The organism is Micromonospora sp. NPDC048894, assembly GCF_040649765.1.
Classification (GTDB): domain Bacteria; phylum Actinomycetota; class Actinomycetes; order Mycobacteriales; family Micromonosporaceae; genus Micromonospora; species Micromonospora antibiotica.
The window spans coordinates 423,338-449,647 of the sequence record NZ_JBEZFY010000003.1 but is presented as its reverse complement, the minus strand read 5'-3'; the positions used below and the strand labels follow the sequence as shown (position 1 = coordinate 449,647).

General features: G+C 71.8%; 21 protein-coding genes. 9 read left to right on the top strand and 12 right to left on the bottom strand.

All coding sequences use genetic code 11. From position 1 onward, the window contains the following. The first annotated feature begins 186 nt into the window (after window positions 1–186). From manD to AB0C22_RS08895, 3 genes are all read left to right on the top strand, one after another. Entirely contained in the window at window positions 187–1,395 is a 1,209-nt protein-coding gene (manD, locus tag AB0C22_RS08905) for a D-mannonate dehydratase ManD (protein WP_219462783.1), read from the top strand. Window positions 1,396–1,484: 89 nt separating this feature from the next. Then, window positions 1,485–1,862, top strand: coding sequence for a hypothetical protein (locus AB0C22_RS08900; protein ID WP_219462785.1), 378 nt, complete (start codon window positions 1,485–1,487; stop codon window positions 1,860–1,862). 154 nt (window positions 1,863–2,016) lie between these two features. Further along, entirely contained in the window at window positions 2,017–2,304 is a 288-nt protein-coding gene (locus tag AB0C22_RS08895) for a hypothetical protein (protein WP_219462787.1), read from the top strand. Window positions 2,305–2,330: 26 nt separating this feature from the next. Here the strand turns inward: AB0C22_RS08895 and AB0C22_RS08890 are convergent, their stop codons facing one another. The 9 genes from AB0C22_RS08890 to AB0C22_RS08850 form a co-directional block, all read right to left on the bottom strand. Next, window positions 2,331–2,741 (bottom strand): VOC family protein, encoded by a 411-nt coding sequence (locus tag AB0C22_RS08890; protein WP_219462789.1) that lies wholly within the window; start codon window positions 2,739–2,741, stop codon window positions 2,331–2,333. 10 nt (window positions 2,742–2,751) lie between these two features. Next, the gene (locus AB0C22_RS08885; RefSeq protein ID WP_219462790.1) at window positions 2,752–3,195 is read right to left on the bottom strand and encodes a helix-turn-helix transcriptional regulator; all 444 of its coding nucleotides are present in this window, start codon (window positions 3,193–3,195) and stop codon (window positions 2,752–2,754) included. Between the two features lie 67 nt (window positions 3,196–3,262). Then, on the bottom strand, window positions 3,263–5,389 hold the full coding sequence (locus AB0C22_RS08880) for an alpha-glucuronidase (RefSeq protein ID WP_219462792.1): 2,127 nt from the start codon (window positions 5,387–5,389) through the stop codon (window positions 3,263–3,265). Further along, the gene (locus tag AB0C22_RS08875) at window positions 5,386–6,069 is read right to left on the bottom strand and encodes a DUF624 domain-containing protein (RefSeq protein WP_219462794.1); all 684 of its coding nucleotides are present in this window, start codon (window positions 6,067–6,069) and stop codon (window positions 5,386–5,388) included. The genes AB0C22_RS08880 and AB0C22_RS08875 overlap by 4 nt, the downstream gene beginning before the upstream one ends. After that, entirely contained in the window at window positions 6,066–7,619 is a 1,554-nt protein-coding gene (locus AB0C22_RS08870; RefSeq protein WP_357534342.1) for a xylan 1,4-beta-xylosidase, read from the bottom strand. The genes AB0C22_RS08875 and AB0C22_RS08870 overlap by 4 nt, the downstream gene beginning before the upstream one ends. A gap of 89 nt (window positions 7,620–7,708) precedes the next feature. Next, window positions 7,709–9,322: an extracellular solute-binding protein gene (locus AB0C22_RS08865; RefSeq protein ID WP_308290792.1), complete on the bottom strand. Its 1,614-nt coding sequence runs from the start codon at window positions 9,320–9,322 to the stop codon at window positions 7,709–7,711. Window positions 9,323–9,400: 78 nt separating this feature from the next. Further along, complete coding sequence (locus AB0C22_RS08860; protein WP_308290793.1) at window positions 9,401–10,342, bottom strand: carbohydrate ABC transporter permease; 942 nt, start codon at window positions 10,340–10,342, stop codon at window positions 9,401–9,403. Beyond that, the gene (locus AB0C22_RS08855) at window positions 10,339–11,319 is read right to left on the bottom strand and encodes an ABC transporter permease subunit (RefSeq protein WP_244252070.1); all 981 of its coding nucleotides are present in this window, start codon (window positions 11,317–11,319) and stop codon (window positions 10,339–10,341) included. The genes AB0C22_RS08860 and AB0C22_RS08855 overlap by 4 nt, the downstream gene beginning before the upstream one ends. Window positions 11,320–11,329: 10 nt before the next feature. Then, complete coding sequence (locus tag AB0C22_RS08850; RefSeq protein ID WP_357534339.1) at window positions 11,330–13,714, bottom strand: glycoside hydrolase family 3 N-terminal domain-containing protein; 2,385 nt, start codon at window positions 13,712–13,714, stop codon at window positions 11,330–11,332. Window positions 13,715–13,995: 281 nt separating this feature from the next. On the opposite strand from AB0C22_RS08850, the gene AB0C22_RS08845 reads away from it, so the two are divergent. The 6 genes from AB0C22_RS08845 (at window position 13,996) to AB0C22_RS08820 (ending at window position 22,082) form a co-directional block, all read left to right on the top strand. Continuing rightward, on the top strand, window positions 13,996–15,036 hold the full coding sequence (locus AB0C22_RS08845; RefSeq protein ID WP_219462803.1) for a LacI family DNA-binding transcriptional regulator: 1,041 nt from the start codon (window positions 13,996–13,998) through the stop codon (window positions 15,034–15,036). A 15-nt stretch (window positions 15,037–15,051) separates the two neighbouring features. Then, complete coding sequence (locus tag AB0C22_RS08840) at window positions 15,052–16,050, top strand: acetylxylan esterase (protein ID WP_357534337.1); 999 nt, start codon at window positions 15,052–15,054, stop codon at window positions 16,048–16,050. 442 nt (window positions 16,051–16,492) lie between these two features. Continuing rightward, the gene (locus AB0C22_RS08835; protein ID WP_357534335.1) at window positions 16,493–17,701 is read left to right on the top strand and encodes a cellulose binding domain-containing protein; all 1,209 of its coding nucleotides are present in this window, start codon (window positions 16,493–16,495) and stop codon (window positions 17,699–17,701) included. An 85-nt stretch (window positions 17,702–17,786) separates the two neighbouring features. Then, entirely contained in the window at window positions 17,787–19,826 is a 2,040-nt protein-coding gene (locus AB0C22_RS08830; protein WP_357534333.1) for a family 43 glycosylhydrolase, read from the top strand. 80 nt (window positions 19,827–19,906) lie between these two features. Next, entirely contained in the window at window positions 19,907–21,433 is a 1,527-nt protein-coding gene (locus AB0C22_RS08825) for a family 43 glycosylhydrolase (protein WP_357534331.1), read from the top strand. A 184-nt stretch (window positions 21,434–21,617) separates the two neighbouring features. Further along, on the top strand, window positions 21,618–22,082 hold the full coding sequence (locus tag AB0C22_RS08820) for a PaaI family thioesterase (protein ID WP_219462807.1): 465 nt from the start codon (window positions 21,618–21,620) through the stop codon (window positions 22,080–22,082). A 131-nt stretch (window positions 22,083–22,213) separates the two neighbouring features. On the opposite strand, the gene AB0C22_RS08815 is transcribed toward AB0C22_RS08820, so the two are convergent. From AB0C22_RS08815 to fabF, 3 genes are read right to left on the bottom strand one after another with little or no spacing between them, the layout of a single operon-like run. Next, window positions 22,214–23,827 (bottom strand): polyketide synthase, encoded by a 1,614-nt coding sequence (locus AB0C22_RS08815; protein WP_308290795.1) that lies wholly within the window; start codon window positions 23,825–23,827, stop codon window positions 22,214–22,216. Continuing rightward, complete coding sequence (locus tag AB0C22_RS08810) at window positions 23,827–24,912, bottom strand: branched-chain amino acid aminotransferase (protein ID WP_208566712.1); 1,086 nt, start codon at window positions 24,910–24,912, stop codon at window positions 23,827–23,829. Before AB0C22_RS08810 ends, AB0C22_RS08815 begins: the two co-directional genes overlap by 1 nt. Continuing rightward, on the bottom strand, window positions 24,909–26,189 hold the full coding sequence (fabF, locus tag AB0C22_RS08805) for a beta-ketoacyl-ACP synthase II (protein ID WP_255597618.1): 1,281 nt from the start codon (window positions 26,187–26,189) through the stop codon (window positions 24,909–24,911). The genes AB0C22_RS08810 and fabF overlap by 4 nt, the downstream gene beginning before the upstream one ends. Window positions 26,190–26,310: the final 121 nt, after the last annotated feature.

Genomic DNA, 26,310 nt, shown 5'->3' with positions numbered 1-26,310 from the left:
ACACGCCCGCGCGGGCGGTTCCAGACTTCGGGGCGACCACGTGGCGGGCCGACAGCCGGGCCGGACGGGCGACGACGGATGCCATCCGGCGTCGTCGCCGCCTACCGGCCACCCACGCGGAACGGACCACGGCCTTCGTCCGCGCGGCGGACCACACGGCCTTCGTCGCCACCCGAAGGAGGCCGTGTGCGGATCGTCGACGCCCGGGTCATCGTCACCTGCCCGGGCCGCAACTTCGTCACCCTCAAGATCGTCACCGACGAGGGGGTCACCGGCGTCGGGGACGCCACCCTCAACGGCCGCGAGCTGGCCGTCGCGTCCTACCTGCGCGACCACGTGGTGCCGCTGCTGATCGGGCGGGACCCCGCCCGGATCGAGGACACCTGGCAGTACCTCTACCAGGGCGCCTACTGGCGACGGGGGCCGGTGACGATGAGCGCCATCGCCGCCGTGGACACCGCGCTGTGGGACATCAAGGGCAAGGTCGCCGGCCTGCCGGTCTACCAGCTGCTCGGCGGCCGGTCCCGCGACGGGGTCACCGTCTACGGGCACGCCAACGGCGAGACCGTCGAGGACGTGCTGGTCGAGGTCGCCCGCTACGTCGACCTCGGCTACCGGGCCGTCCGGGTGCAGTGCGGCGTGCCCGGCCTACCCAAGACCTACGGGGTCAGCACCGACAAGCTGTTCTACGAGCCGGCCGACGCGGCCCTGCCCAGCGAGGCCACCTGGTCCACCGCGCGTTACCTCGCGCACGTCCCGACGGTCTTCGCCCGGGTACGCGACGAGTTCGGCCCCACCCTGCGGCTGCTGCACGACGTGCACCACCGGCTCAGCCCGATCGAGGCCGCCCGGCTCGGCAAGAGCCTGGAGCCGTACGCGCTGACCTGGATGGAGGACCCGGTCCCCGCCGAGTTGCCGGAGGGCTTCCGGCTGATCCGGCAGCACACCACCACCCCGGTCGCCGTCGGCGAGGTGTTCAACACCATCTGGGACGCCGCCCAGCTCATCCGGGAACAGCTCATCGACTACATCCGCACCACGGTGGTGCACGCCGGTGGGATCACCCACCTGCGACGCATCTTCGACCTGGCGGCGCTGCACCACGTGCGCAGCGGCTCGCACGGGGCCACCGACCTCTCCCCCGTCTGCATGGCCGCCGCCCTCCACGTCGACCTGGCCATCCCCAACTTCGGGCTGCAGGAGTACATGCGGCACACCGACGCCACCGACGAGGTCTTCCCGCACGGCTACCACTACGCCGACGGCTACCTGCACCCGGCGGAAACCCCCGGCCTCGGGGTGGACATCGACGAACAGGCGGCGGCCCGCTACCCGTACGCCCCGGCGTACCTGCCGGTCAACCGGCTGGAGGACGGCACCGTCCACCCCTGGTGAGCGCGGGACCGCCGGGGACGTCTGGGCATCCACCCCGCCGGGGTCTACCGTACGTACACAGGCGGCCACAGTAGGGTGAGGATGGTGTCATGACGACAGCACGGACCGGCGCGGGCCGGGCCCGGACGGGCCGGCTCCTCGCCACGACAGTCGCGGTGGCGGTGGGTGTGGCCGGCGGCCTGTCCGCCGGGACGCCGGCCCGGGCCGGCTCGAACGGGCAACAGGTCTACTTCGACTGGGGTCCCGCCTGGGGCCGCGCCACCCTCGAGGGCTCCAACAACAACGGGCAGTACGTGACCTCCCCGTCGATCTACCTCGGCGCCACCGGCTACGGGGCGTTGAGCGACTGGTGGTGGAAGGGGTGGGTCACCGTGCACTTCTACTACGCCGACGGGACCAGCCGGGACAGCCGTACCTGCTGGGTACCGACCGAGCAGAGCGGTTCGGACTGGACCTCCTGCTTCTGACGGTCACCGCCGGTCCCGCCGGCGGCAGGAGACCCGGCCCGCGCGCCTGCGGCCACCGCCAGCCACGTCGACGCCACGGTCAGAAGAGGTGAACATGCGGATACCGACGAGAATCGGCAGGATCGCTGTCGGTGCGGCCGTCACGATGGCCGCCGTGACCGCCGCCGCCCCGCCTGCGGTGGCCGGCTCCAACGGTCAGCAGATCGCGTTCAACTACAGCGGCCCGGCCTACGGGTTCGTCTACCTGGAGGGATACAACCAGTCAGGCGACTGGGTCTACTCCCCCTCGATCCCGCTCGACTCGTCCGGCTACGGTCAGCTCTACGGCTGGTGGTGGCGCGGGTTCGTGACCGTCAACTTCTACTATTCCAACGGGACCTGGGCCCGGGGCAGCACCTGCAACGTACCGACCGACCAGTGGGGCGACTGGACCTACTGCTGACCGTGCACCCCACCGGACGGGCGGGGTCAGCGCAGCTGCTTGACGCGGATCAGGTTGCCGGCCGGGTCGCGGAAGGCGCAGTCGCGCACCCCGTACGGCTGGTCGATCGGCTCCTGGACGACCTCGGCGGCACTGGCCTGTACCGTCTCGAAGGTGCCGTCGAGGTCGGGGGTGGCCAGCATGAGCCAGCCGTAGGTGCCCTTGGCCATCATCTCGGCGATGGTCCGGCGTTCCTCGTCGGTGACCCCGGGGTCGACCGCCGGTGGGGCCAGCAGGATCGACGTGCCGGGCTGGCCGGGTGGCCCGACGGTGATCCAGCGCATCTTGCCCGAGCCGACGTCGTTGCGGACCTCGAAGCCGAGGATGTCGCGGTAGAAGACCAGCGAGGCGTCCGGGTCGTCGTGCGGCAGGACGCAGGTGTCGATGGTGAGATCCATGCCGCTCACGCTAGGTGATGATCGTGGCGGGTGCTTCTCGATTCCTGACCGGTCGGGTCACCTGTTTGGTCAGGCACGGCGGCAACTGGGCCGACCCCTGCTCCGCAAGCGTCCGGTAGCTGCTCGGCGGCATGCCGACCAGCTCGGCGAAGCGGGTGCTGAAGGTGCCCAGCGACGAGCAGCCGACCGCGAAGCAGACCTCGGTGACGCTGAGGTCGCCCCGACGCAGCAGCGCCATCGCCCGCTCGATGCGCCGGGTCATCAGATAGGAGTACGGTGACTCGCCGTAGGCGCGGCGGAACTGCCGGCTCAGGTGACCGGCCGACATGTGCACGCCCCGGGCGAGCGCCTCGACGTCCAGCGGTCGGGCGTACTCCCGGTCGATGCGGTCCCGCACCCGGCGCAGCCGGGCCAGGTCGCGGAGCTGCTGGTCGGGGGCGGATCTGCTGCTCACCCCCGTGATCGTGCCACGTCCCGGCGTCCGGCGGGTCGGCCCACGCCGGCCGGATACGCGGTGCTGGTCAGTGGATGCGGCGGCCCCGGGCGTCGGGCACCCCGGACTTGCGGAAGAAGTACGTGTTGACCTGGTCCCGCCACTCGGTCGCACAGCGCAACTGCTCGTCGAGACGCTCGACGACCCGGTCGTACACCGCCTGGTCGATCACCCCGGCGAGCCGGGTCCACCGGTCCCGCATCGCCACCACCTCCGCCACCCCGGAGAAGTGCGTGTCGTAGATGTGCTGGATGACGGTGACGCCGCTGTGCAGGACGTGCGAGTAGGGCACGTGGTGGAAGAACAGCAGCAGCTCGTCCGGGCACCGCTCCAGCGACTCGTACACCTGGGACCAGGGCGGCGGGTACTGCCCGGCGAAACCGGTGCCGGTCGCGCAGGTCCGGTCCACGCCGACGCCGTCACGGTCGGCGAAGTGGTAGGTGCCCCACCGGCTGTACTCGTAGCCGTCCACCCCCGGCCCGTAGTGACCGGCCGGATTGACCATGAAGCCGACCCCCAACGGGGCGGTGTAGCGCTCGTAGGTGCGCCAGGAGTCGTCGAGCACCGCGTGCAGCGTCTCACGGACCAACGCCGGGTCACCCACCGTCGACGCCGGGAAGGTCAGGTCGATCCACTCGTCGAGGATCACGTCGGCCGCCAGGCCCGGATCCCAGGCCAGCCGCCCGAAGGCGTACAGGTTGGCCTGGGCGAGCGGGTGCCCGCACCAGAACGGGTCGTCACCGACGTTGGCGACGGCGACCAGGTCACCACCCCGGTGCGGCCCGGGACCGGGCACGTCCGCCAGCACGTCGGTGACGCTGCGCTCCGCCGGCCCCCACGGCCGGAAGGCCAGCACCTCGTGCCACCAGGGGGCGAGGTAGCACGCGTGCCACTGCTGGCCGGTGTACTCCTGGGTCACCTGCAACTCCACCGCCACCCGGGTGGCCGGCATCGCCGCGATCACCGGCGACACCGGCTCCCGGGGCTGGAAGTCGACCGGGCCGAACTTCACCTGGAGGACGACGTTGTCGGCGAACCGCCCGTCCAGTGGGGCGAAGTGGTCGTACGCGGCGCGGGCCCGGTCGGTCGTCCGGTCCCGCCAGTCCTGCCGGTGGTCGTAGACGAACGCCCGCCAGTGCACCACTGCCCCGTGCGGGGCGAGCGCGGCGGCCAGCAGGTTCGCCCCGTCGGCGTGGTCGCGCCCGTAGCTGAACGGGCCGGGCTGCCCCTCCGAGTCGGCCTTCACCACGTACCCGCCGAAGTCGGGGATGCGCGCGTAGACCCGGCGGGTGGTGCTCTCCCACCAGTCCCGCACGCCGTCGTCGAGGGGGTCGGCGGTGGGCAGGCCACCGAGGACCACGGGAGCGGCGAAGGTCACCGACAGGTGCACCCGGATGCCGTACGGGCGCAGCAGGTCGGCGAGGTCGACCACGTCGTCGAGCCGGTCGGTCAACAGCCGCGCCTCGGTCAGGCCCACGTTGACGTTGTTGACCGAGATCGCGTTGACGCCCATGGCGGCGAGCAGCCGGCCGTACGCCCGCAGCCGGTCCCGGTCGCCGCGCGGGCCGCCGTCGCGCCAGAAGATCGAGCCGCCGGCGTAGCCGCGCTCCACCTGCCCCATCACCGGGTGCACGGCCACGTTGTCCCAGTGGTCGAGCATCCGGCGGCGCAGCGCGGGTCGGTGCGCCCGCGCCGGATGGTCCCCGGTGTGGGCGGCCTCGCCGAGCCGGACCAGGTGGAACAGCCCGTACAGCAGCCCGGCCGGGGCGTCGGCCAGCACCACCGTCACGTCGTCGACCCGGGTCAGCAGGAACCCCTCGTCGCCGAGCGGCCCGTCGGGGGCCGGGACCGCCGTGACGGCGGCCGGCACCGCCGACGGCAGCGGTCCCGGGTCACGCAGGGCGAGCACCAGGTCGACGGGGTCGACCGCCGACGCGCCGTCGGTGCCGGTGCCGGTGCGGTCCACCCGTCCGCCGTGTGCGGCGCAGGCCTGCGCCACCTCGGCGAAGACCGTGTCGACCAGCAGACCGTCGCCGTGCACCAGCACCCGGCGTACGCCGAGGGGCCGCCACGCCTCCGGCGGCAGCCAGGCGGGATGCGGCCGGGGTTCCCCGGCGCCGCTCACTCCGGCCGGGACGGTGACGGGCCTGGTCATCCGGTGAAGTCCTTCCGCACGATGTCGGTCATCGCCGTGGCGACCCGCAGGTACGCCACGACGAACAGCACGGCCAGCAACGCCAGCAGCGCCTCGGAGAAGAGCACGGTGAGCGCCGCGGCGGCGGCCAGCAACAGCAGGTTGCCGACGGTGACGCCCGGGGTGCGGATCAGGAAGTGCACCGCCAGCCGCAGCACGTCGCGGGTGCGGAAGGTGAACAGCGAGGCGATCACCAGGGCGTTGCCGCCGATCAGCACGAGCAGCACGCCGAGCCCGACCAGCGGCACCGCCCAGCCGGCCGGGACGCCCGCGGCGGACAGGTGGGTGAGGTTGACCCCGAGGACGGTCAGCCACAGCAGCAGCGGCACCCAGAGCCGCAGCACCTGCGGCAGGTTGGCCCGGTAGCCCTGCCAGAACCGGGCCGCGGGATGCAGGTCGGTCAGGTCGGGGCGTTGGTGGTACAGGGCGTACAGGGCGGCGGAGACCGCCGGGCCGACGGGGAGCAGGCAGACCGCGACCAGCGGCAGGTTGCTGGCGTCCCGGCCGAGCAGGAGCAGCGGGACCAGTCCGGGCAGGGTGACCAGTGCCAGCAGCAGCCCGACGACGAGCACCGTGTAGATCGACGCGGCGGCCCGCGACAGTGGACCGTCGCCGAACTCCCGCCAGGGCTGCGCGCTCACGACCGCTCGTCCCGGTTCGTCGGCGGGGTGCGCTCGGTGGGGCCGCCGAGCAGCCGGGCCTCGTCCCACCACGGCGGGGTCTCGTCGCGCACCGCCGCCAACTCGACCAGGGTGACCTCGTGCCGGGCCAGGGTGAGGTCGAGGTCGACCCGGCCGGCGGTGACCGGCAGGGCCCGGTGGGAGCGGGCCGGCTCGGCGGCCTCCCGCAGGCTGTCCAACTGCCCTGGGCGGGGAGACCGGGGACGGCCCATCTCGCTCCAGGCGGTCCAGGCGTTACCGGCCTCCTCGCTGACCGACGAGCGGAGCAGGAACACCGACGAGGCACCGGGCGGGCCCACCGGCACCGACAGGGCCAGCGGGTGCCGGTCGGGCACCGGCGTGTGGCCCGTCACGTCCACCGGCGCCCAGGCCAGCACGGCGACCCGGCCGTCGGGATGCCGGGTGACCAGGTGGTCCGCACCGCGCGCCAGCACCTCGTCGCCGAGGCGGGCCATGAAGGCGTACAGGTGGTAGGTGGGTTTCTTGATCTGCCGGTGGGTGAGCAGGCCGAACCCGCCGTGGAACAGCGCGGTCGGCACCCCCGTCTCCTCGAACATGTCGCTGAACGTCCAGTACGAGAAGGAGTCGACCAGGTCACCGCCGGCCGCCAGCACCGGGGCCAGGTACGCGGCGTGGAAGGCCGTGTCGTGGATCGGGTTGTCCGGCCGGTAGGAGGAGTTGAACTCGGTGATGTGCACCGGCAGCTCCGCCAGGGCGGTGCCGTACAGATGCCGCCGGGGCGCGGCGAACTGCTCCAGCAGCGACGACGCCGGGGCCAGCGTCTGGTGGGTGCCGAAGGGTACGTGCTGGGCGGGACCGGAGGTGTAGGCGTGCCGGCTGACGAAGTCGACAGGCACGCCGCGTGCGGCGACGAAGTCGGCGAAGGGTTCCAGCCAGTCGTCCGCGCCGGGTGAGATGGCCGGGCCGCCGACCTGCAACCCGGCGTCGACCTCCTTGACCGCGTGCGCGGTGACCTCGTAGAGGCGGTGGTAGGCGTCCCGGTCCGCACCCTGCCAGAAGTCGGGCAGGTTGGGCTCGTTCCACACCTCGATCGGCCAGCCCCGCACCTCGTCGAGGCCGTACCGGTCGACCAGGTGGGCCACCGTGGCGCGGACCAGGTCGGCCCACTCCGACCAGCAGCGGGGTGGGGTGACGTTGCCCTGCCACCAGAACACCGTCTGCTCGCCGGAGGCCAGCGCCTCGGGCATGAAGCCCAACTCCACGAAGGGTCGGATGCCCAGCCCGAGGTAGGCGTCGACGACCTGGTCGACGTACGTGAAGGAGTGGTGCACCCGCCGTTCGCCGCCGTGCTGGTAGGGACGGTGGACACCGACGCCGTCGCTGAGCAGGCCGTGCCCGCGGATGTGCCGGAAGCCGATGTCCTGCTGGATCAGGGCCAGCGAGTCCTGGTAGTCGCGGCGCAGGGCCAGCTCGAAGCGCCCGGTGCCGACACAGTGCCGCCAGGCGTCGGTGAGCCGCCCCACGGGCTGGGCGGGAACGGTGATCCGCATCGTGGTCGTCCTCCGGTGGTCGCCGCGTCGGTGACCGGTCCGGCCGGGCCCGTGGCAGGGCCCGGCCGGACCGGGTCGGACCGGGTCGGTCAGCCGTTGTCCTTCTCGAACCGCTCGTGCGCCTTGTTGACCAGGCCGATGTACTGGTCGGCGTTCTTGGCCTTCAGCTCACCGACGTAGGCGTCCCACTCGGTGAGGGGACGCTGGCCGAGGATGAACTTCAGCGTGTTCTGCACGACGTGGTCCTTCAGCGGGGTCTCCCACAGCGACGCCTGCTCCCGCTCCTCGTCGGTGAGCGGGGCCGGCGGGTCCACCGGCAGCGGCGTCCGGGCGTTCATCACCTTCTGGAACTCCATCTCCTCCGGCGAGAAGAACGACTGCACCAGGTCGAGCTTGCCGCCGTAGGAGAACACCCCGTTGCCGAAGCCGAAGTCCTTCTGCAGGTGCTTGCTGCCCTTGGGGTTGAGCCCGATCATGTCGACGTCGGGGTTCAGGGTGTACTTGCCAGCGGCGTCCCTGGTGAAGGTGGTGCCCTCGACGCCCCACTTGGCGAACTCCTCGCCGGCCTCGGAGTAGTACAGCCAGTCGATGAACTGCATCATCGCCACGAAGTTCTTGCTGTCCCGGGCCTTCTTGGAGATCATGATGCCGTTCTCCAGCCGGCTGGCCGGGTTGATCTCGCCGGCCGGGCCGACCAGCAGCGGGATCTTCGTCAGCTTGGCGTTCGGCAGGGTCTTGGCCAGGTCGGGGCGGTAGTCGTTGACCAGGGTCTGGGCGTTGCTGCCGATGACGAAGGACTTGCCGTTGGCGAGCTTCTGCCTGGCCTGCTCATCGGTCTGGGTGAAGCTCTCCGGGTCGAGCAGCTTCTCGGCGACCAGCTTGTTGAGGTAGACGATCACCTGCTTGTACTGCTCGGTGGCGCCGGTGTAGACGAACTTCTTCGCCGCCGGGTCCCAGGTGGCGGGGTTCCAGCTCCAGCCGGTCCGGATGCCGTGCGCGGCGCCGACGATGCTCAGCAGCTCACCGCCCGGGTTCGGCTTGCTCCACCGGTCCGAGTACGGGTACGAGTCGGGGTAGCGCGCCTTCATCGCCTTGAGCACGGTGTACAGCTCGTCCCAGGTCTTGGGGATCTGGAGGTTGAGCTGCTGGAGGATGTCGGTACGCACCGCGATCGAGTACTCCGCCCACGGCTTCTCGTGCAGGCCGGGCAGCAGGTAGAACTTGCCGTCGGACTGTCGCAGCGTGTCGAACTCCGGTTGGAGGTTCCACTTGGCGATCTTGTCCTTGAGGTTGGGCATCAGGTCCAGGTAGTCGCTCACCGGCAGGATCGCGCCGGAGGAGACGAAGGCGTTCTCCTGCGGGTGATAGGTCTTCGGCATGATCAGTGGGGCGTCGCCGGCACCGATCAGCAGGCTGCGCTTCTGCTCGTAGTCGCTCAGCGGCACGGCAACCGGGGCGAGCTTGACGTTGGTCCGCTTGGTCAGCTCCGACCAGAACAACCAGTCGTCCTTGAGCGGATAGTTCGGATGGTTGTTGTAGAGGATGGAGAAGGACAGCGGTTCGGTGGCCTTGAACTGCTTGTCGATCCCGTAGTCGGCCATCGCGCCGGCCCGGTTGCCGTCGAGGTTCTTGGCCTCCGGGGCGTCATCGGAGCAGGCCCCGACGAGGGTGAGGGTGAGCAGCCCGGCAGTGGCTATCGCCACGCGGCGCCACGTCCTGTGGAACATGGCTCGTCCTTTCGATCGGGTGGTGTGGGGGTGCGGTGGAGTGGAACGGTCGGGCTACCCCTTGACCGCGCCGAGCATCACGCCGGACACGAAGAACCGTTGGATGAAGGGGTAGACCGCGAGGATCGGCAGGGTGGTGAGCACGATGGTCACGGCCTGGATGGTGGCCGCCGCCTGCACCGCGTCGGACTCGGCGACACCGCCTGCCGACTGCGCCCCGGTCGCCCCGGCGATGAGGTTGCGCAGGTAGACCGTGACCGGGAGCAGGTCCTGCTGGTCCAGGTAGAGGAACGCGGTGAACCAGGAGTTCCAGAAGGACACCGCGTAGAACAGCAGCATCGTGGCGATGATCGCCTTGGACAGCGGCAACACGATCCGCAGCAGGGTGCCGTACGTACTGAGCCCGTCGACGGCGGCGGCCTCCTCCAACTCGACCGGCAGGCTCTCGAAGAACGCCTTCATCACCAGCAGGTTGAACACGTTGATCGCGTTGGGCAGCACCACCGCCCAGATGCTGTTCTTCATCCCCAGGCTGGTGATGAGCACATAGTTGGGGATCAGCCCGCCGGAGAAGAACATGGTGAACACGGCGATCCCGACGAGCACCCCACGCCCTCGGAGCTGGTGCTTGGACAACACGTACGCGTAGCAGGTGGTCAGCACGATCGAGATGGCGGTGGCCACGACGGTGTAGACCACGGTGTTGCGGTAGTTGGTCCAGAACATCGGGTCGGACATCACCAACCGGTAGGCGGTGAGGTTGAAGCCCTGCGGGACGAGGTTGACCCGGCCCGCGATGATCGGCGCCTCGTCGCTGAGCGACCGGGCCACGATGTTGACGAACGGGTAGAGCGTCACGATCACCACGAGGGTCAGCACGACCCCGTTGACCGCCTGGAACACCCGGTAACCCCGGGTGGGCCGGATGCCCCGCGACCGGCGGGCCCGCGCGGGTGGTGTCGTCTTCGGGCCGGCCGTGCCGGGGGCCACGGTCACCACAGGCTCGTCCCGACCGTACGCCGGGAGATGGTGTTCGCCCCGAGGACCAGGATCAGCCCGATCACCGCCTCGAACAGGCCGATGGCGGCGGCGTAGCTGAAGTTGCTCGACTCGAAGCCCAACCGGAACAGGTACGTGGAGATCACGTCGGCGGTCGGGTACGTCAACGGGTTGTACAGCAGCAGGATCTTCTCGAACCCGACGGCCATGAAGGTGCCGATGTTGAGGATCAGCAGGGTCACCATCGTCGGCCGGATCCCGGGCAGCGTGACGTGCCAGGTCTGCCGCCACCGGTTGGCCCCGTCGATGCGGGCCGCCTCGTAGAGGTTCTCGTCGATGGTGGTGAGTGCCGCCAGGTAGAGGATCGTCCCCCAGCCGACGGTCTGCCAGACCTCCGAGGAGACGTAGATGGCCCGGAACCAGCCCGGCTGCTGCAGGAACGGCACGCCCTCCCCGCCGAGACCCCGGACCAGCTGGTTGACCGAGCCGTCCATCGACAGCAACTGCATCACCATCGCCGCGACGATCACGATGGACAGGAAGTGCGGCAGGTAGGACACCGACTGGACGAACCGCTTGAGCCGGCGGGCCCGGACCTCGTTGAGCAGCAGCGCCAGCACGATCGGCAGTGGGAAGCAGAACAGCAGGGTCAGCGTGCCCAGGACCAGGGTGTTGGTGAACACCTGCCAGAAGGTGGGGTCGGCGAGGAACAGCCGGAAGTACCGCAGGCCCACCCAGTATTCGCCGAAGACGCTGCCGCCGGGGCTGAACCGGCGGAACGCGATCACGTTGCCGATCATCGGCAGGTAGCGGAACACCAGGAAGAACAGCAGCGGCACGACGGCCAGCGAGTAGAGCTGCCAGTCCCGACGCAGGGACCGCCGCCAGGAGCGTCGGCGACGGCGTCGCGGGGCCGGGTTCGCCGCCGCCTGTCCCGGGGTCGCCGGGGGCGGCCGTAACGTCTCGGATGTCATCCTCGGCCTCCTATCCGGCGTGCGGGCCGGTCGCGACGGGCTCGACCCGTACCGACGTGAGCAGGTGCCGCTGGACGCCGACCTGACGTTCGTCGCCGGTCAGGCGCAGCGGCAGGGCCGCCGCGGTGTCGCCGCTGGAGCGGCCGAACCGCAGCTCGACGTCGCCGGGTTCGACGATGCGCCGGCCGTCGCGCCCGGTGAACGAGGTGAGGTCGGCCGGCACGGTGAAGCTGACGTGCGCCGCCGCGCCGGGGTCCAGCGGCACCCGGGCGAAGCCGACCAGCCGGACCACGGGCCGGGTGGTCTGCGCCACCGGGTCGTGCAGGTAGAGCTGGACCACCTCGGTGCCGGCCCGGTGCCCGGTGTTGCGCACGGTGATCCGTACCGTCGTCTCGCCGTCGACCGGCCAGGCCGGCGGCCCGTCGGCCGGCCCGACGCCCGGCACCACCGGGTCGGTCCACGCGAAGGTGGTGTAGCTCAACCCGTGGCCGAACGGGTACGCCGGGGTGGGGTCGATCGAGGAGACCTCGGAGCGTCGGCCCAGCGGCGGCGTCAGGTAGGTGCCCGGCAGGCCACCCGCGTCGCGGGGGACGCTGACCGGTAGCCGCCCGGACGGGTTCACCGCGCCGGTGAGCACCTCGGCGAGCGCCTGCCCGCCGCGCTGGCCGAGGAAGAACGCCTGGACGACGGCGGCGGCCCGGTCGTGGTCGGGGCCGAGCGCGTAGGGCCGGCCGGTCATCAGCACCAGGACCACCGGCGTGCCGGTGTCGAGCACGGCCCGGACCAGGTCGGCCTGGACGCCGGGCAGCCGCAGGTCGTCGGCGTCGCAGCCCTCGCCGGAGGTGCCCCGGCCGAACATGCCGGCGCGGTCGCCGACGGCGAGCACGCACACGTCGGCCGCCGCCGCCGCGGCGACCGCCGCCGGGATGCCGGAGGTGTCCCCGTCGGTGATGGCGCAGCCCGGCTCGTGCACGAGGCCGGGAACCAACCGGGTGAGTTCGTCGCGCAGCGAGGGGATCTCCAGGCCCAACCCGTGCTCCGGGTGCCGGACGCCGACGTGGTTGGGGAAGGAGTAGCAGCCGAGCAGGGCCATCGGGTCGTCGGCGACCGGGCCGACCAGGGCGACCCGCAGGTCGGGGGCGAGCGGCAGCACGCCGTCGTTGCGCAGCAGCACCACCGACTCGCGGGCCAGCCGGACGGCGACGTCCCGGCTGGTCTCGTCGTCGAGGCGTAGGTTTTCCACGTCCTCGGGCAGTTCCTGCCAGTCCGCGTCGAGCAGCCCCAGCTCGATCTTCTGGATCAGCACCCGGCGCAGCGCGCGGTCGATCAGCGCCTCGTCGACCTCGCCGGCCCGCACCGCCGCCACCAGCGGTTCGCCGAAGGCGTCCACGGTGGGCAGTTCCACGTCGATGCCGGCGCGCAGGGCGAGTCGGGCGGCGTCGGCGGCGTCGGCGGCCACCCCGTGCAGGGTCTCCAGGAACCGCACCGCGAAGTAGTCGGCGACGAGGGTGCCGGTGAACCCCCACTCGTCACGCAGCAGCCGGGTGAGCAGCCCTTCGTCGGCGGCGACGGGCAGGCCGTCGATCTCGGCGTACGAGTGCATCACCGAGCGGGCCCCACCGAGGCGCAGCGCCATCTCGAACGGCGGCAGGATGACGTCGGCCAGCTCCCGGTGGCCCATCGACACCGGGGCGAGGTTCCGGCCGCCCCGGGAGGCGGAGTAGCCGGCGAAGTGCTTGAGGGTGGCGACGACACCGGCCCGTTCCAGGCCCCGCACGTACGCCGCACCGGTCGTCCCGACCAGGTAGGGATCCTCGCCGATGGTCTCCTCGGTGCGTCCCCACCGGTAGTCCCGGGTGACGTCGAGTACCGGGGCGAGTCCCTGGTGGACGCCGGCGGCCCGCATCGACCGGCCGATTCGACCGGCCATCTCCTCGACCAGCGCGGGGTCGAAGGACGCGCCCCAGCCCAGCGGGGTCGGATAGACCGTGGCCCGCCAGGCGGCGAACCCGGTGAGGCACTCCTCGTGCACCTGGGCCGGGATGCCGAACCGGCTCGCCGCGGCGATCTGCGCCTGGGAGGCGGCCAGCGAGCGGGCGCCCACGACGGGGTCGACCGGCGCGGTGCCGAACGGCCGGGTCAGTTGCCCGAGCCCGTACCGGATGATGTCACTCCACGGCGGGGCCCCGTCGATCATGTCGGCCTGGTGCGGGGCGACCCCCTCGCCGGAGGCCTCCGCGCCGACCCAGACCCCGACGAGCTGGGCGATCTTCTCCTCCAGCGACATGACCGGGACCAGCGCGTCGGCCCGTTGCGCGGGTGAGCGTCGCGGATCCCGCCACGGCTGGGTGTCCTGGGGCGTCGGGCCGTCGTCGACGGGCACCTGACTTCTCATGCCACACCTCTCACCATCGACCGCTCCCCCGCCCGCGCCGAACTGACCGACGCGGTGTGCCGGCGGAGGGTTCGAAAATTTCGTAAACAGCGCGTTACCTTTTTCGGGCAACTTAGGAGGCATCCCGGAGACTGTCAAGGGTCTCAAATGCGACATCCGGGAGCGCTCCTCCCGCAAAGGGCATTCACCCCCGTCAAAATCTTCCATCGACGCCGATCCCGCTTTCGCAGCCGACGTGTTAGAGTCCTCCGAAACTTTCGGAAGTGCCTGGTGAGGCTTCGATGACCGCGTCCCGCCCGCCCACCCCACAGTCCTCGGCCACCATCGCCACCATCGCCGAGGAGGTCGGCGTCTCCGTGGCGACCGTCTCGAAGGTGCTCAACGGGCGTGCGGACGTCGCCGCAGAGACCCGGGCGCGGGTCGAGGAGAGCCTGGAGCGCCACCGGTACCGCCGTCGCATCCGCCGGCAGTCGCCCGGCATCGACCAGATCGACCTCGTCTTCCACGAGTTCAACTCCGGCTGGGCGATGGAGATCATGAGCGGGGTGGAGGCGGTGGCCAGCGCCGCCGGGCTCGGCATCGCCATCTCCCAGCTCGACGGGGAGCACCGGCCCGCGCCCCGCCGGTTGGACGCCCTGATCGCCCGCCGGCCGCTGGGCCTGCTCTTCGTGCTCTGCCACCCGACCCCGTCCCAACAACTCCTGCTGGCCGAGCACCGCATCCCGTTCGTGGTGGTCGACACCGACAGCGCGACCTCGGCGTCGGTGCCGACCGTCGGGTCGAACAACTGGAACGGCGGCCTGTTGGCCACCCGGCACCTGATGGAGTTGGGACACCGGCGGATCGCCGTCATCTCCGGCCCCCGGGACGTGCTGTGCAGCCAGGCCCGCGCCGCCGGCTTCCGCTCCGCGCACGACCAGTTGGGGCTGGCCGTGGACGTCGACCTGGTGCGCTACGGCAGCTTCTACGTCGACGGCGGGCACGCCCACGGGTTGGAGCTGCTGGCCGGGCCCGACCGGCCCACCGCGATCTTCGCCGGCTCCGACCTGCAGGCCATCGGCGTGCTCCGGGCCGCCCGCCAGCTCGGCCTGCGGGTGCCCGACGACCTCTCGGTGATCGGGTACGACGACCTGCCGGTGGCCGGTTGGACCGACCCGCCGCTGACCACCGTGCACCAACCGCTGCGGGACATGGCCGGCACCGCCACCCAGATGCTGCTGGAGCTGGCCCGGGGTGGCTCCGTCGCGACCAGCCGGATCGACCTGGTGACCGAGCTGGTCGTCCGGGAGAGCACCGCACCACCCGCCACCACCCGCCCCTGACCACCCGAGGAACCCATGTCTGCCACCGAAGACCTGCGGCGGTACACGCCGGCTGTCGTCGAGCCCGCCGACTTCGACGCGTTCTGGCGTACCACGCTCGCCGAGGCGACCGTCCGGCCGGTGCTCGTCGACGTCCGCCCACACCGGACCGACCTGCGCCTGGTCGACACCTGGGACGTCACCTTCGCCGGTTTCGCCGGTGACCCGGTGCGGGCCTGGTACACCCGCCCGGCCGGGGTCGACGCCGCGCTGCCCGCCGTGGTCGAGTACGCCGGTTACGGGCGCGGCCGGGGCCTGCCGCACGAGCGGCTGACCTGGCCGGTGGCCGGGTACGCGCACCTGCTGATGGACAACCGGGGCCAGTCCGGGCTGCACGGCGCGGGCGACACCTCGGACCCGCACGGGGCGCCCGGTGGCCCGTGGCCCGCCACCTGGGGCATCCTCGACCCGTACGACTACCACTACCGTCGGCTGATCACCGACGCCGTCCGGGCGGTCGATGCCCTGCGCGCGCTGCCCGGGGTGGACCCGGCCCGGGTCGCCGCCGTCGGCAACAGCCAGGGCGGCGGGCTGGCCCTGGCGGTCGCCGGCCTGCGCGACGACCTCGCGGCGCTGCTGACCACCGCGCCGTTCCTCTGCGACGTCCAGCGCGGGATCGAACTGACCGACGCCGCCCCGTACGGTGAGATCGCCAGGTACCTGGCGGTGCACCGGCAGGTCGAGGAGGCTGTCCGGCACACGCTGTCCTACGTCGACGGGGTGACCTTCGCCCGACGGGCCACCGCGCCCGCGCACTTCGGCATCGGCCTGCGCGACAACGTCTGCCCACCGAGCACCGGCTTCGCCGCCTACAACCAGTACGGCGCGGCGAACGGTCGGGAGGGGACACCGGCGCGGCAGCTGCACACCTACCCGTTCAACGGCCACGAGGGTGGCGAGGCGTGGCAGGTCGAACGGCAACTGCGCTGGCTCGACGCGCTGCTGGTGGGGGGCACGGAGCACGCGGCGCGGTGACCGGCGGTCGGCCCGCCCGAGCCCGGTCGCCGCGTCCCGCCCCCGGCCCCCGGAGGGTGGTTCGTCCGGTCGGCAGCCCACCCGGGCATCGTCACTCACCGATGTTGCTGATGTTAGCGATAACACGATATGGTGCATCCCGGCGGGAGCGCAGGGCACGCTCCGGCTGTGGGTCACCGGTTCGTCCACGTCGCGACCGGCGGCCAGCGGCACCTCACGGCGTCCACGACCAGTGACGAGTCCGGGATCCTGGCCGTTGCGCGCGGCGCACCGTCCGCCCATCACCCCATGCAGATCCGCCGGGAAGCGGTGGTCGGTCCGCCCCGCGAGCCGGCGTCCGGGTGGTGCCGACGCACTCCTTCGTCCACCAGCCGGACGAGACGGCGACCCCCGGGACGGTCGCCGTGCTGCACCGTCCGCACCGCCACCCCAGGGAGTTTTCATGAGCGGCACGAGCTGCCCGAACGCCGGGCCACCCCCGTCCGACCGATCCCACCTCGTCGACGCCGCCCCCGCCGGCCGACGCCTGCCCACCATGCGTCGGGGCCTGCGCCTGCTCGGCCTGGCCACCGCGGCCCTGGTGGCCGCGGTCGCCACCGGGTCCGTGGTGACCGCACCCGCCGCCGCCGAGTCCAACGGCGGGGTACGGGTGATGCCCCTCGGCGACTCGATCACCGACGGGTTCAACGTCCCCGGCGGCTACCGCATCGAGCTGTGGCAGCGGCTGGTCGCCGACGGCTACCGGGTCGACTTCGTCGGGTCGATGTTCAACGGTCCGTCCAACCTGGGCGACCACGACCACGAGGGCCACTCCGGCTGGACCATCGCCCAGATCGACGCCAACGTGGTGAACTGGCTGCGTAACACCACCCCGCGCACGGTGCTGCTGCACATCGGCACCAACGACATGTACAACGCCTCCGGCGCCCCGGCCCGGCTCTCCACCCTGATCGACAAGATCACCAACACCGCGCCGAACGCGGACGTCTTCGTCGCCACCATCATCCCGCGCAACGGCACCGAGTCGGCGGTGCGCACCTTCAACGCGGCGATCCCCGGGATCGTGCAGAGCAAGGTCACCGCCGGCAAGCGGGTGCACCTGGTGGACATGTTCAGCGCGGTGGGCACGGCCGACCTGGCCGACGGCATCCACCCCAACGCCACCGGCTACCGCAAGATGGCCACCACCTGGTACAACGCCCTGCGCGCCGTGCCCGGCAGCCTCGGCGGTAACACGCCGACCACCCCGCCGCCGACCACGCCCCCGCCGACCACTCCGCCGCCCACCACGCCCCCGCCGACGACGCCCCCGCCCACCACGCCCCCGCCGTCGGCAGGTTGCCGGGTCGGGTACACGGTCAACGCCTGGAACTCCGGTCTCACCGCCTCCATCAGCGTCACCAACACCAGCAGCACGGCGGTCAACGGCTGGGCGCTGGAGTTCACCCTGCCCGGTGGGCAGACCATCACCAGCGGCTGGAACGCCACCTACACGCCCACGAGCGGGGCGGTGACCGCCCGCAACGTGTCCTACAACGGCACCATCGCGCCGAACACCTCGGTCGACGTCGGCTTCCAGGCCACCCACACCGGCAGCACGGCCCGACCGTCCTCGTTCACGCTCAACGGCACCGCCTGCACGGTCGCCTGACCGCCGTCCGGCACCGGGGTGACCGCACCCCGGTGCCGGACTGCTCCCGACCCTCCGACTCCCACCACCCCAGTAGGAGTACCGCATGCCATTGAACAGAAAGTTGCCGGCCCGGCTGGCTCTGGCCATCGGCCTGATCGCCGCCGGGACAGCCGTCGCCCTACCAGCCGAGGCCGCCGCGGCCGGCTGCACGGTCGACTACACCGTCTCGTCCGAGTGGGGTGGTGGCTTCGGCGCGAACGTGGCCATCACCAACCTGGGTGACCCGATCAACGGCTGGACCCTGACCTGGTCGTACGCGGCCGGGCAGCAGGTCACCCAGGCGTGGAACGCCACCGTCACGCAGTCGGGGGCGGAGGTGACCGCCCGCAACGTCAGCTACAACGGCACCATCGCCACCGGTGCCAACGTGTCGTTCGGGTTCAACGGCTCGTGGAACGGCAGCAACCCGAAGCCGACGAGCTTCACCCTCAACGGCACCGTGTGCAACGGCGGCCCGAACCCCACCACCCCGCCGCCGACCACACCCCCGCCGACCACACCCCCGCCCACCACGCCACCACCGACCACCCCGCCGCCGACCACGCCGCCCCCCACCACCCCGCCGCCGGGGCAGTGGCCGCCCTCGTCGACCTTCGCCAACCCGGTGCTCTGGCAGGACTTCGCGGACATCGACATCCTGCGGGTGGACGACACCTACTACTACTCCGCGTCGACCATGCACTACTCCCCCGGCGCTCCGGTGCTGCGCTCCTACGACCTGGTCAACTGGGAGTTCGCCGGGCACTCGGTGCCCAAGCTGGACTTCGGCCAGAAGTACGACATGACCGCCGGGCGCGGATACGTCCGGGGCATCTGGGCGTCGTTCCTGGGCTACCGCAAGAGCAACAAGACGTTCTACTGGGGCGGCTGCATCGACTTCAACAAGACCTACATCTACACCGCGCCGTCGGCCGAGGGACCCTGGACCAGGCACACCACCCTCGACCAGTGCTACTACGACGCCGGCCTGCTGGTCGACGACAACGACACCATGTACGTGGCGTACGGCAACACGAACATCAGTGTCGCCCAGCTCTCCGCCGACGGGAAGACCCAGGTCCGCTCGCAGCAGGTGTTCACCACCCCGTCGAACGTGGGCACCCTGGAGGGGGCCCGGTTCTACAAGCGCAACGGCAGCTACTACATCTTCCTCACCCGACCGGCCAACGGGCAGTACATCCTCAAGGCGTCCAGCCCGTTCGGGCCGTACACCATGCAACAGGTGCTGCTGAACCTGCCCGGACCCATCGCCGGCGGTGGCGTGCCGCACCAGGGTGGCATGGTGCAGACGCAGAACGGTGACTGGTACTACATGGGGTTCGTGGACGCCTACCCCGGCGGCCGGGTGCCCGTGCTCGCCCCGGTCACCTGGAACGCCAGCGGCTGGCCCGTCCTCCAGCTGGTCAACAACACCTGGGGTGCCTCCTACCCGTACCCGAACGTGCCCCGACCACCACGCCAGGTCAAACCCATGATCGGGACCGACACGTTCGCCGGCACCACCCTCGGCCCGCAGTACGAGTGGAACCACAACCCGGACAACACCAAGTGGTCGGTCAACGACGGCCTGCGGTTGCAGACCGCCACGGTGACCAACGACCTCTACAATGCCCGCAACACGCTGACCCACCGGATCCAGGGTCCCCGGTCCACCGCGACCATCGAACTCGACTACTCCACCATGCGCGACGGTGACCGCAGCGGCCTGGCGATGCTGCGCGACCAGTCGGCCTGGATCGGCGTACGCCGGGACAACGGCGCGACCCGGGTGGCCGTGGTCAACAACCTGACCATGGACAGCAACTGGAACACCACCAACACCGGCACCGAGGTCGCCGGGGCCGGTATCTCCGGCGGTAAGATCTGGCTGCGGGTCAACGCCGACATCAGTCCCGGCTCGGGTCGGCAGGCCCGCTTCTCGTACAGCACCGACGGGGTGAACTTCACCTCGCTCGGTCCCGCCTTCACCCTCAACAACGCCTGGCAGTTCTTCATGGGCTACCGGTTCGCCATGTTCAACTACGCCACCAGTTCCCTCGGTGGCGCGGTGACCGTCCGGAAGTTCGACCTGGCCAAGTCGTAGGACCCGTCCCTCCTCGCCGGCCGCCCACCCCCGTGGTCGGCCGGCGAGGCGTATCCCCCACCTCCGACAGGAGCACCCCCATGTCCGCCTCACACCACCCCCGCTCGGCCGTCCCGCCGTACCCGCACCCGCCCGCCACCGCACCCCGCACCGACCTGCCGCCCGCCCGCCACCCCGGCCGGGCCCGGACGGCGGCGCTGATCGTGCTGACCCTGCTGGCCACCCTGCTGACCGCCGCCGCCCCGGCCGGGGCGGCCCCCGCCGTCCGGGTCACCAACCCGCTGGTCGCGCAGCGCGCCGACCCGCACATCGTGCGGCACACCGACGGCTACTACTACATGACCGCCACCGCCCCCGAGTACGACCGGATCGTGCTGCGCCGGGCCACCACCCTCCAAGGCCTGTCCACCGCACCGGAGACCGTCATCTGGCGGCGGCACACCAGCGGGATCATGGGCGCGCACATCTGGGCCCCGGAGATCCACTTCATCGACGGCCGGTGGTACGTCTACTTCGCCGCCGGCGCCACCGACAACGTCTGGGCGATCCGGATGTACGTCCTGGAGGGCACCGGGGCGAACCCGCTGACCGCCAGTTGGGCGGAGAAGGGGCAGATCCGTACCCCCTGGGAGACCTTCGCCCTGGACGCGTCGACGTTCGTCACCAACGGTGTGCGCTACCTGATCTGGGCGCAGGCCGAACCGGGCATCGCCACCAACTCCAACCTCTACATCGCCCGGATGGCGAACCCGTGGACGCTCAGCGGCACCCCCACCCGGATCGCCGTGCCGACCCTGGAATGGGAGATGCGCGGCGGGGTGAAGGTCAACGAGGGGCCGACCGTGCTGCAACGCAACGGCCGGATCTTCCTCACCTACTCGGCCAGCGCCACCGACGCCAACTACTGCCTCGGGCTGCTGACCGCGTCGGCCGGCAGTGACCTGCTCCGGGCGTCGTCCTGGGTGAAGTCGCCGCAACCGGTCTTCACCAGCAACGCCGCGACCGGCCAGTGGGGGCCGGGGCACAACTCGTTCACCGTCTCCGAGGACGGGCAGAGCGACATCCTCGTCTACCACGACCGCAACTACCGGGACATCAGCGGTGACCCGCTGCGCGACCCCAACCGGCGCACCCGCGTCCAGAAGGTCTACTGGAACGCCGACGGCACCCCGAACTTCGGCATCCCGGTGCCCGACGGGGTCACCCCGGTCCGGCTGCGGTCGGACAACCAGCCCGACCGGTTCGTCCGCCACTGGGAGTACCGGGCCCGGTTGGAGGCGAACGTGACCAACCTCGCCGACTCGCAGTTCCGCCTGGTGCCCGGCCTGGCCGGCGGCAACACGGTCTCCCTGGAGTCCACCAACTTCCCCGGCTACCACCTGCGGCACCGCAACTGGGAGGTGTGGGTCGAGCGGGACGACGCGTCGTCGACGTACCGCGCCGACGCCAGCTTCGTGCAGCGGCCCGGCCTGTCCAACGCCGCCGGGGTGTCGTTCGAGGCGGTCAACTACCCCGGCCAGTACCTGCGGCACAGCAACGGCCTGCTCTATCTGCGGACCGTCACCGACGCCACCGGCAACGCCGACGCCACGTTCGTGCTGGAGTGACCGCCGCCCGCCGGGCCGCCCTGACACAGGGGGTGGCCCGGCGGGTGTCGTCCGAGGTGGCCGGCCTGCCGGGCCGGTGGACCGTCGGGCCGGGCGGACGGGGCCGTCCGGGTGGGCAACCCGCCACGTCGGGGTGACCGTTCGGGGACGGAGCGCTACCCGGTCATCGCCTATAGTGGCGTCCATGGCTAGTCCAGCGGTGATGTCGGTCGATGAAGCGCGGGCCTGGCTCGCCGAGGTCATCTCCGGGGCCGAGCGCCTGCACCTGGAGTCGGTCGACGACGGGCGGGTCGTCTCGGTGACCGGCCCCGACTGCCTCGAACTCCGCCTCGACGGCACCATCTCCGGGCCGGCCACGTTCTGGGCGATGGACCTGACCGGCTTCGTCGCGGTCACCGTGCTGATCGGCCCGACACCCGCGATGGTCCTGGCGCACAGCAGCATCAGCTTCCTCGAACCCGCCGAGCCCGGCCAGCTGCGGGTCACCGCCGAGGTGATCAAACTGGCCAGCCGGTCGGCGGTGGTCGACGCCCGCGCCAACGACCGCCGGGGCGTCCTGGTCGCCGCCTCCACCCTGCACTTCGCCCTGCCGTCCCGGGCCACCCGGGCGGCCCTGCGCGCCGAGCACGCCGTCCGGGCCGGCGGCTGACCCGTCCGCCCCTGCCCCGGCCGGGACACCGGCGCGTGCACCGTCCGGCCGGGCCGCCGGTCGATCCAGCCCACGGCGGGGGCACCGGTGCGCCCACACGTCGACAGCCCACGGCCGGGTCACCGGGTGACTCAGTCCGGGCGGTCCACGACATGGGTGCGCCGCTGCCAGGGGTAGGTCGGCAGCGCGGTCACCGCCCGGCCCTTCGGCATGGGCACCGGATCGTCCGCGCCGAGCACCCGCACATCCGGATGGGCGGTGCCGGCCGCCACCGCCGTCAGCGCCGCCACCGCCTCCACCGGCCCGGACGCCCGCACCCACACGGCGTGCGCCAGCCGGGTCCGCCCCCCGGCGGCGGTGCCGGCGAACGCCGGATAGTCCACCGCCGGCAGTGCGGCCAACCGGTCGGCGTAGCGGCGGGCCAACTCACTCAGCGCCGGCCCGGTGGCCGCCGACACCGGGAACCCGTCCACCGACGACGGCGCGGTCGACGGCACCGGCGGGGCCGGCGACAGCACCGCGAAGGCGTTCGTGCCGCTCATCCCGTACGAGCTGGTCGACGCGCAGGCCCCGAACCCGTCGTCCCAGGCGACCGGGGCGACCGGGATCTCGATGCCGGTGCCGGTGAGGTCGATGCGGGGGTTGAGGGTGCGGAAGTTCGCCTGCGGGGCGATCGTCCGACGCCGCAGACAGAGCACCGCCTTCACCAGCCCGAGCACCCCGGCGGCGGACTCGGTGTGCCCGATGTTGCCCTTCACCGAACCCACGTACAGCGGCGGGCCGTCGGCACGACCGAGCGCCGCCGTGATCGCCGACATCTCTGCCGGGTCACCCAGCGGGGTCCCGGTGCCGTGCGCCTCGTGGTAACCGACCTCCGACGGGGTGATCCCGGCGGCGGCCAGCACCGTGTCGATCAGCCCCGACTGGGCGGACACGTTCGGCGTGGTGAACGTCGCCGTCCGGCCGTCGTGGTTGATGCCGGTGCCGCGCAGCACCGCGAGCACCCGGTCGCCGTCGCGCTGCGCGTCGGCCAGCCGCTTCAACACCAGCATCGCGCAGCCCTCGCCCCGGACGAACCCGTTGGCGTCGGCGTCGAACGGGCGCGACCGGCCGTCCGGCGACAACGCGCCGGTCTGCGCCACCGACCGGGTGGTGCTCGGCGCGAGGATCAGGTTGACCCCGCCCGCGACCGCCGCGTCACAGTCACCCGCCGCCAGCGCCCGCGCCGCCGTGTGCACCGCCACCAGCGACGACGAACAGGCCGTGTCCAGCGCGAACACCGGACCCCGCAACCCCAGGGTGTACGCGACCCGCCCGGCGGTGAAGCTGTGCCCGTTGCCGATCGTCCAGTACGAGTTGGGGTCCCCGGTCAGCCACTGCCGGTAGTCCCGGCCGGTCACCCCGACGAAGACCCCGGTGCCCCCGGCGACGGTGGCGACCGGGATCGCGGCGTCCTCGAACGCCTCCCACACCACCTCGAGCAGCAGCCGGTGCTGCGGGTCGAGGACCCGGGCCTCCCGGGGCGAGATGCCGAAGAACTTCGCGTCGAAGTCGAACACGGCGTCGCAGTAGCCGCCCCGGGTGACCATCCCGTCCCACTGCGTGCCGAACCCGGCCCGGCGGTCGTCGGGCAGCTCGCCGGTGAGGTCCCGGCCGGCCAGGATCGCCGACCAGTACGCGTCGAGGCTCGACACCCCGCCGGGCGCGCGGACCGCCATCCCGACGACCGCGATCGGGGTGGGCACTACAGCACCCGACGCATCCAGCCGTGGGTGTCGGCAGCCCGGCCGGACTGGATGTCGAGCAGCCGCTCCCGGAACTGCTGGGTGTACTTGCCCGGTGCCCCGTCGCCGATGGTGAGGGCGAAGTCGTCGCTCTTGAGCCCGATGATCGGGGTGATCACCGCTGCCGTACCGGCGGCGAACGCCTCCGTCATCGACCCGTCGGCGAACCCGGCCCGCATCTCGTCCAGGTCGATGGTGCGCTGCACCGGCTCCAACCCGTGCTCGGCGGCGAGGGTCAGCACGCTGTCGCGGGTCACCCCGTCGAGGATGGTGCCCAGCCCGGGGGTGAGCAGCTGGTGGTCGCGGGTGACGAAGAAGACGTTCATGGTGCCCGACTCGTCGATGCTGCGCCGCCCCTCACCACCCAGGTAGAGCACCTGCTCGCAGCCGTGACCGAGGGCCTCCCGCTGCGGGGCGAGGCTGGCCGCGTAGTTGCCGCCGCACTTCGCCGCGCCGGTGCCACCGATCGACGCCCGGCTGTAGGTGGTGCTGACCCAGAGCGTGACGCCGGTGACCCCGTTGGGGAAGTACGACCCGGCCGGGCAGGCCAGCACGCAGTAGGTGACCTGCTGGGCGGGACGCACCCCGAGGAACGCCTCCGAGGCGAACATGAACGGACGCAGGTAGAGGCTCTGCTCACCGCCGTACGGCGGGACCCACGCCTCGTCGGCGCGGACCAGCGCGGCCACGCTCTCGACGAAGGTCTCCTCGTCCAGCTCCGGCAGGACCATCCGGCGGGCGGACGCGGCGAACCGGCGGGCGTTGAGCTCCGGGCGGAACAGCCAGACGCTGCCGTCGGCGTGCCGGAACGCCTTGAGCCCTTCGAGGATCTCCTGCGCGTAGTGCAGGACCGCCGCGCCGGGATGCATGGTGAACGGCTCCAGCGCACCCACCCGGTGGTCGTGCCAGCCGGCGTCCGGCGACCACACGGCGGTCGCCATGTGGTCGGTGAAGTACCGGCCGAACCCCGGGTCGGCGAGGATCTCCTCCCGGGTCTGCGGCGGAGTGGGGTGGTCGGTGGGGACCAACGGGAACTGCGCGGTCATCCGGGCTCTCCTCGCGACGGGGTTTCGGTGAACACGACGACGCAGTTCTGCCCACCGAAGCCGAACGCGTTGGTGAGGGCCGCCCGCACCGGCGTCTCCCGGGCCTGGTGGGGCACGTAGTCCAGGTCGCAGGCCGGATCGGGCTGGTGCAGGTTGACCGTCGGCGGGACGATGCCCTCGCGGATCGCCAGCGCACACACCATCGCGCCGAGGGCACCCGCCGCGCCGATCAGGTGACCGAGCATCGACTTCGGGGCGCTGACCGCGACCCGGTCGGCCGCCGCGCCGAGGGCCGCCCGGATCGCCACCGTCTCGGTCAGGTCGTTGGCCTTCGTCGAGGTGCCGTGGGCGCAGACGTAGTCGACCTGGTCGGGGCGAACCCCGGACCGGTCGAGCGCCTGCCGGATCGCCTCGGCGGCGTACACCCCGCCGGGGCGGGGAGCGCTGACGTGGAACGCGTCGCTGGTCAGCGCTCCACCGGCGACCGTCGCATACGGGGTGGCACCCCGGCGGCGGGCGTGCGCGGCGGACTCCAGCACCAGGATCACCGCGCCCTCACCGAAGACGAAGCCGTCCCGGTCGGCGGAGAAGGGCCGGCTCGCGCCGGTCGGGTCGTCGTTGCGCTGGGACATCGCCCCCATGCTGACCAGACCGGCGAACATGGCCGGGGTGATCGCCGCGTCGGTGCCACCGCAGATGACCACGTCGGCCTCCCCGGCCAGGATCAGCCGGCGGGCGTCGAGCAGCGCGTACGCGCCACTGGCACAGGCCAGCGCGCTGGCATTGACCGGCCCGTGCGCGCCCACCTCGATGGCCACCTCACAGGCCGGCATGTTGGTCAACGAGGACGGCACGAAGTGCGACAGGGGCGCGGTCGGATCGGGGGCGAGCAGCCCGCGTACCGTCGCCTCGACGGTGTCGAAGCCGGCGACGGCGGCGTTGACGACCACACCGACCCGGGCGGCGTTGTCGGCGTCGACGGTGAGCCCGGCGTCAGCGACCGCCTCGCGGGTGGCGACCACCGCGAACTGGCTGAACCGGGCCATCCGTCGCAGCTGTTTGCCGGAGAAGTGCTCGGCCGGCTCGAAGCCGCGCACCTCGGCGGCGATCCGGGTGGGCAACGCGGCGGCGTCGAACGCGGTGACCGGGCCGACGCCGGACTTGCCGGCCAGCAGGCCCTGCCAGGTGCTGTCCCGGTCGAGACCCAGTGGCGTGACGGCACCGATGCCGGTGATCACGACGTCGTCGGTCACCATCTCGCCGTCGCCCCCCAGCATCCCGCTCCGGCTCCGCTCTCCCGCCACCGAACGACCGATAGAACACTATCAGTCACCATCGACGTCCGGCAGCCGTCCACCGCACCGCCCGGCGCACCCGGACGGCCACCCCGGTCGGGCC

What these genes read in the sequence shown, in the direction of transcription:
- AB0C22_RS08880 (WP_219462792.1), bottom strand. Translation starts at nt 5,389, where the DNA reads ATGACCAGGCCCGTCACCGTCCCGGCCGGAGTGAGCGGCGCCGGGGAA.
- AB0C22_RS08870 (WP_357534342.1), bottom strand. Translation starts at nt 7,619, where the DNA reads ATGCGGATCACCGTTCCCGCCCAGCCCGTGGGGCGGCTCACCGACGCC.
- AB0C22_RS08850 (WP_357534339.1), bottom strand. Translation starts at nt 13,714, where the DNA reads ATGAGAAGTCAGGTGCCCGTCGACGACGGCCCGACGCCCCAGGACACC.
- AB0C22_RS08890 (WP_219462789.1), bottom strand. Translation starts at nt 2,741, where the DNA reads ATGGATCTCACCATCGACACCTGCGTCCTGCCGCACGACGACCCGGAC.
- AB0C22_RS08855 (WP_244252070.1), bottom strand. Translation starts at nt 11,319, where the DNA reads ATGACATCCGAGACGTTACGGCCGCCCCCGGCGACCCCGGGACAGGCG.
- AB0C22_RS08810 (WP_208566712.1), bottom strand. Translation starts at nt 24,912, where the DNA reads ATGACCGCGCAGTTCCCGTTGGTCCCCACCGACCACCCCACTCCGCCG.
- AB0C22_RS08900 (WP_219462785.1), top strand. Translation starts at nt 1,485, where the DNA reads ATGACGACAGCACGGACCGGCGCGGGCCGGGCCCGGACGGGCCGGCTC.
- AB0C22_RS08830 (WP_357534333.1), top strand. Translation starts at nt 17,787, where the DNA reads ATGCCATTGAACAGAAAGTTGCCGGCCCGGCTGGCTCTGGCCATCGGC.
- AB0C22_RS08820 (WP_219462807.1), top strand. Translation starts at nt 21,618, where the DNA reads ATGGCTAGTCCAGCGGTGATGTCGGTCGATGAAGCGCGGGCCTGGCTC.
- AB0C22_RS08840 (WP_357534337.1), top strand. Translation starts at nt 15,052, where the DNA reads ATGTCTGCCACCGAAGACCTGCGGCGGTACACGCCGGCTGTCGTCGAG.
- AB0C22_RS08845 (WP_219462803.1), top strand. Translation starts at nt 13,996, where the DNA reads ATGACCGCGTCCCGCCCGCCCACCCCACAGTCCTCGGCCACCATCGCC.
- AB0C22_RS08825 (WP_357534331.1), top strand. Translation starts at nt 19,907, where the DNA reads ATGTCCGCCTCACACCACCCCCGCTCGGCCGTCCCGCCGTACCCGCAC.
- AB0C22_RS08835 (WP_357534335.1), top strand. Translation starts at nt 16,493, where the DNA reads ATGAGCGGCACGAGCTGCCCGAACGCCGGGCCACCCCCGTCCGACCGA.
- fabF (WP_255597618.1), bottom strand. Translation starts at nt 26,189, where the DNA reads ATGCTGGGGGGCGACGGCGAGATGGTGACCGACGACGTCGTGATCACC.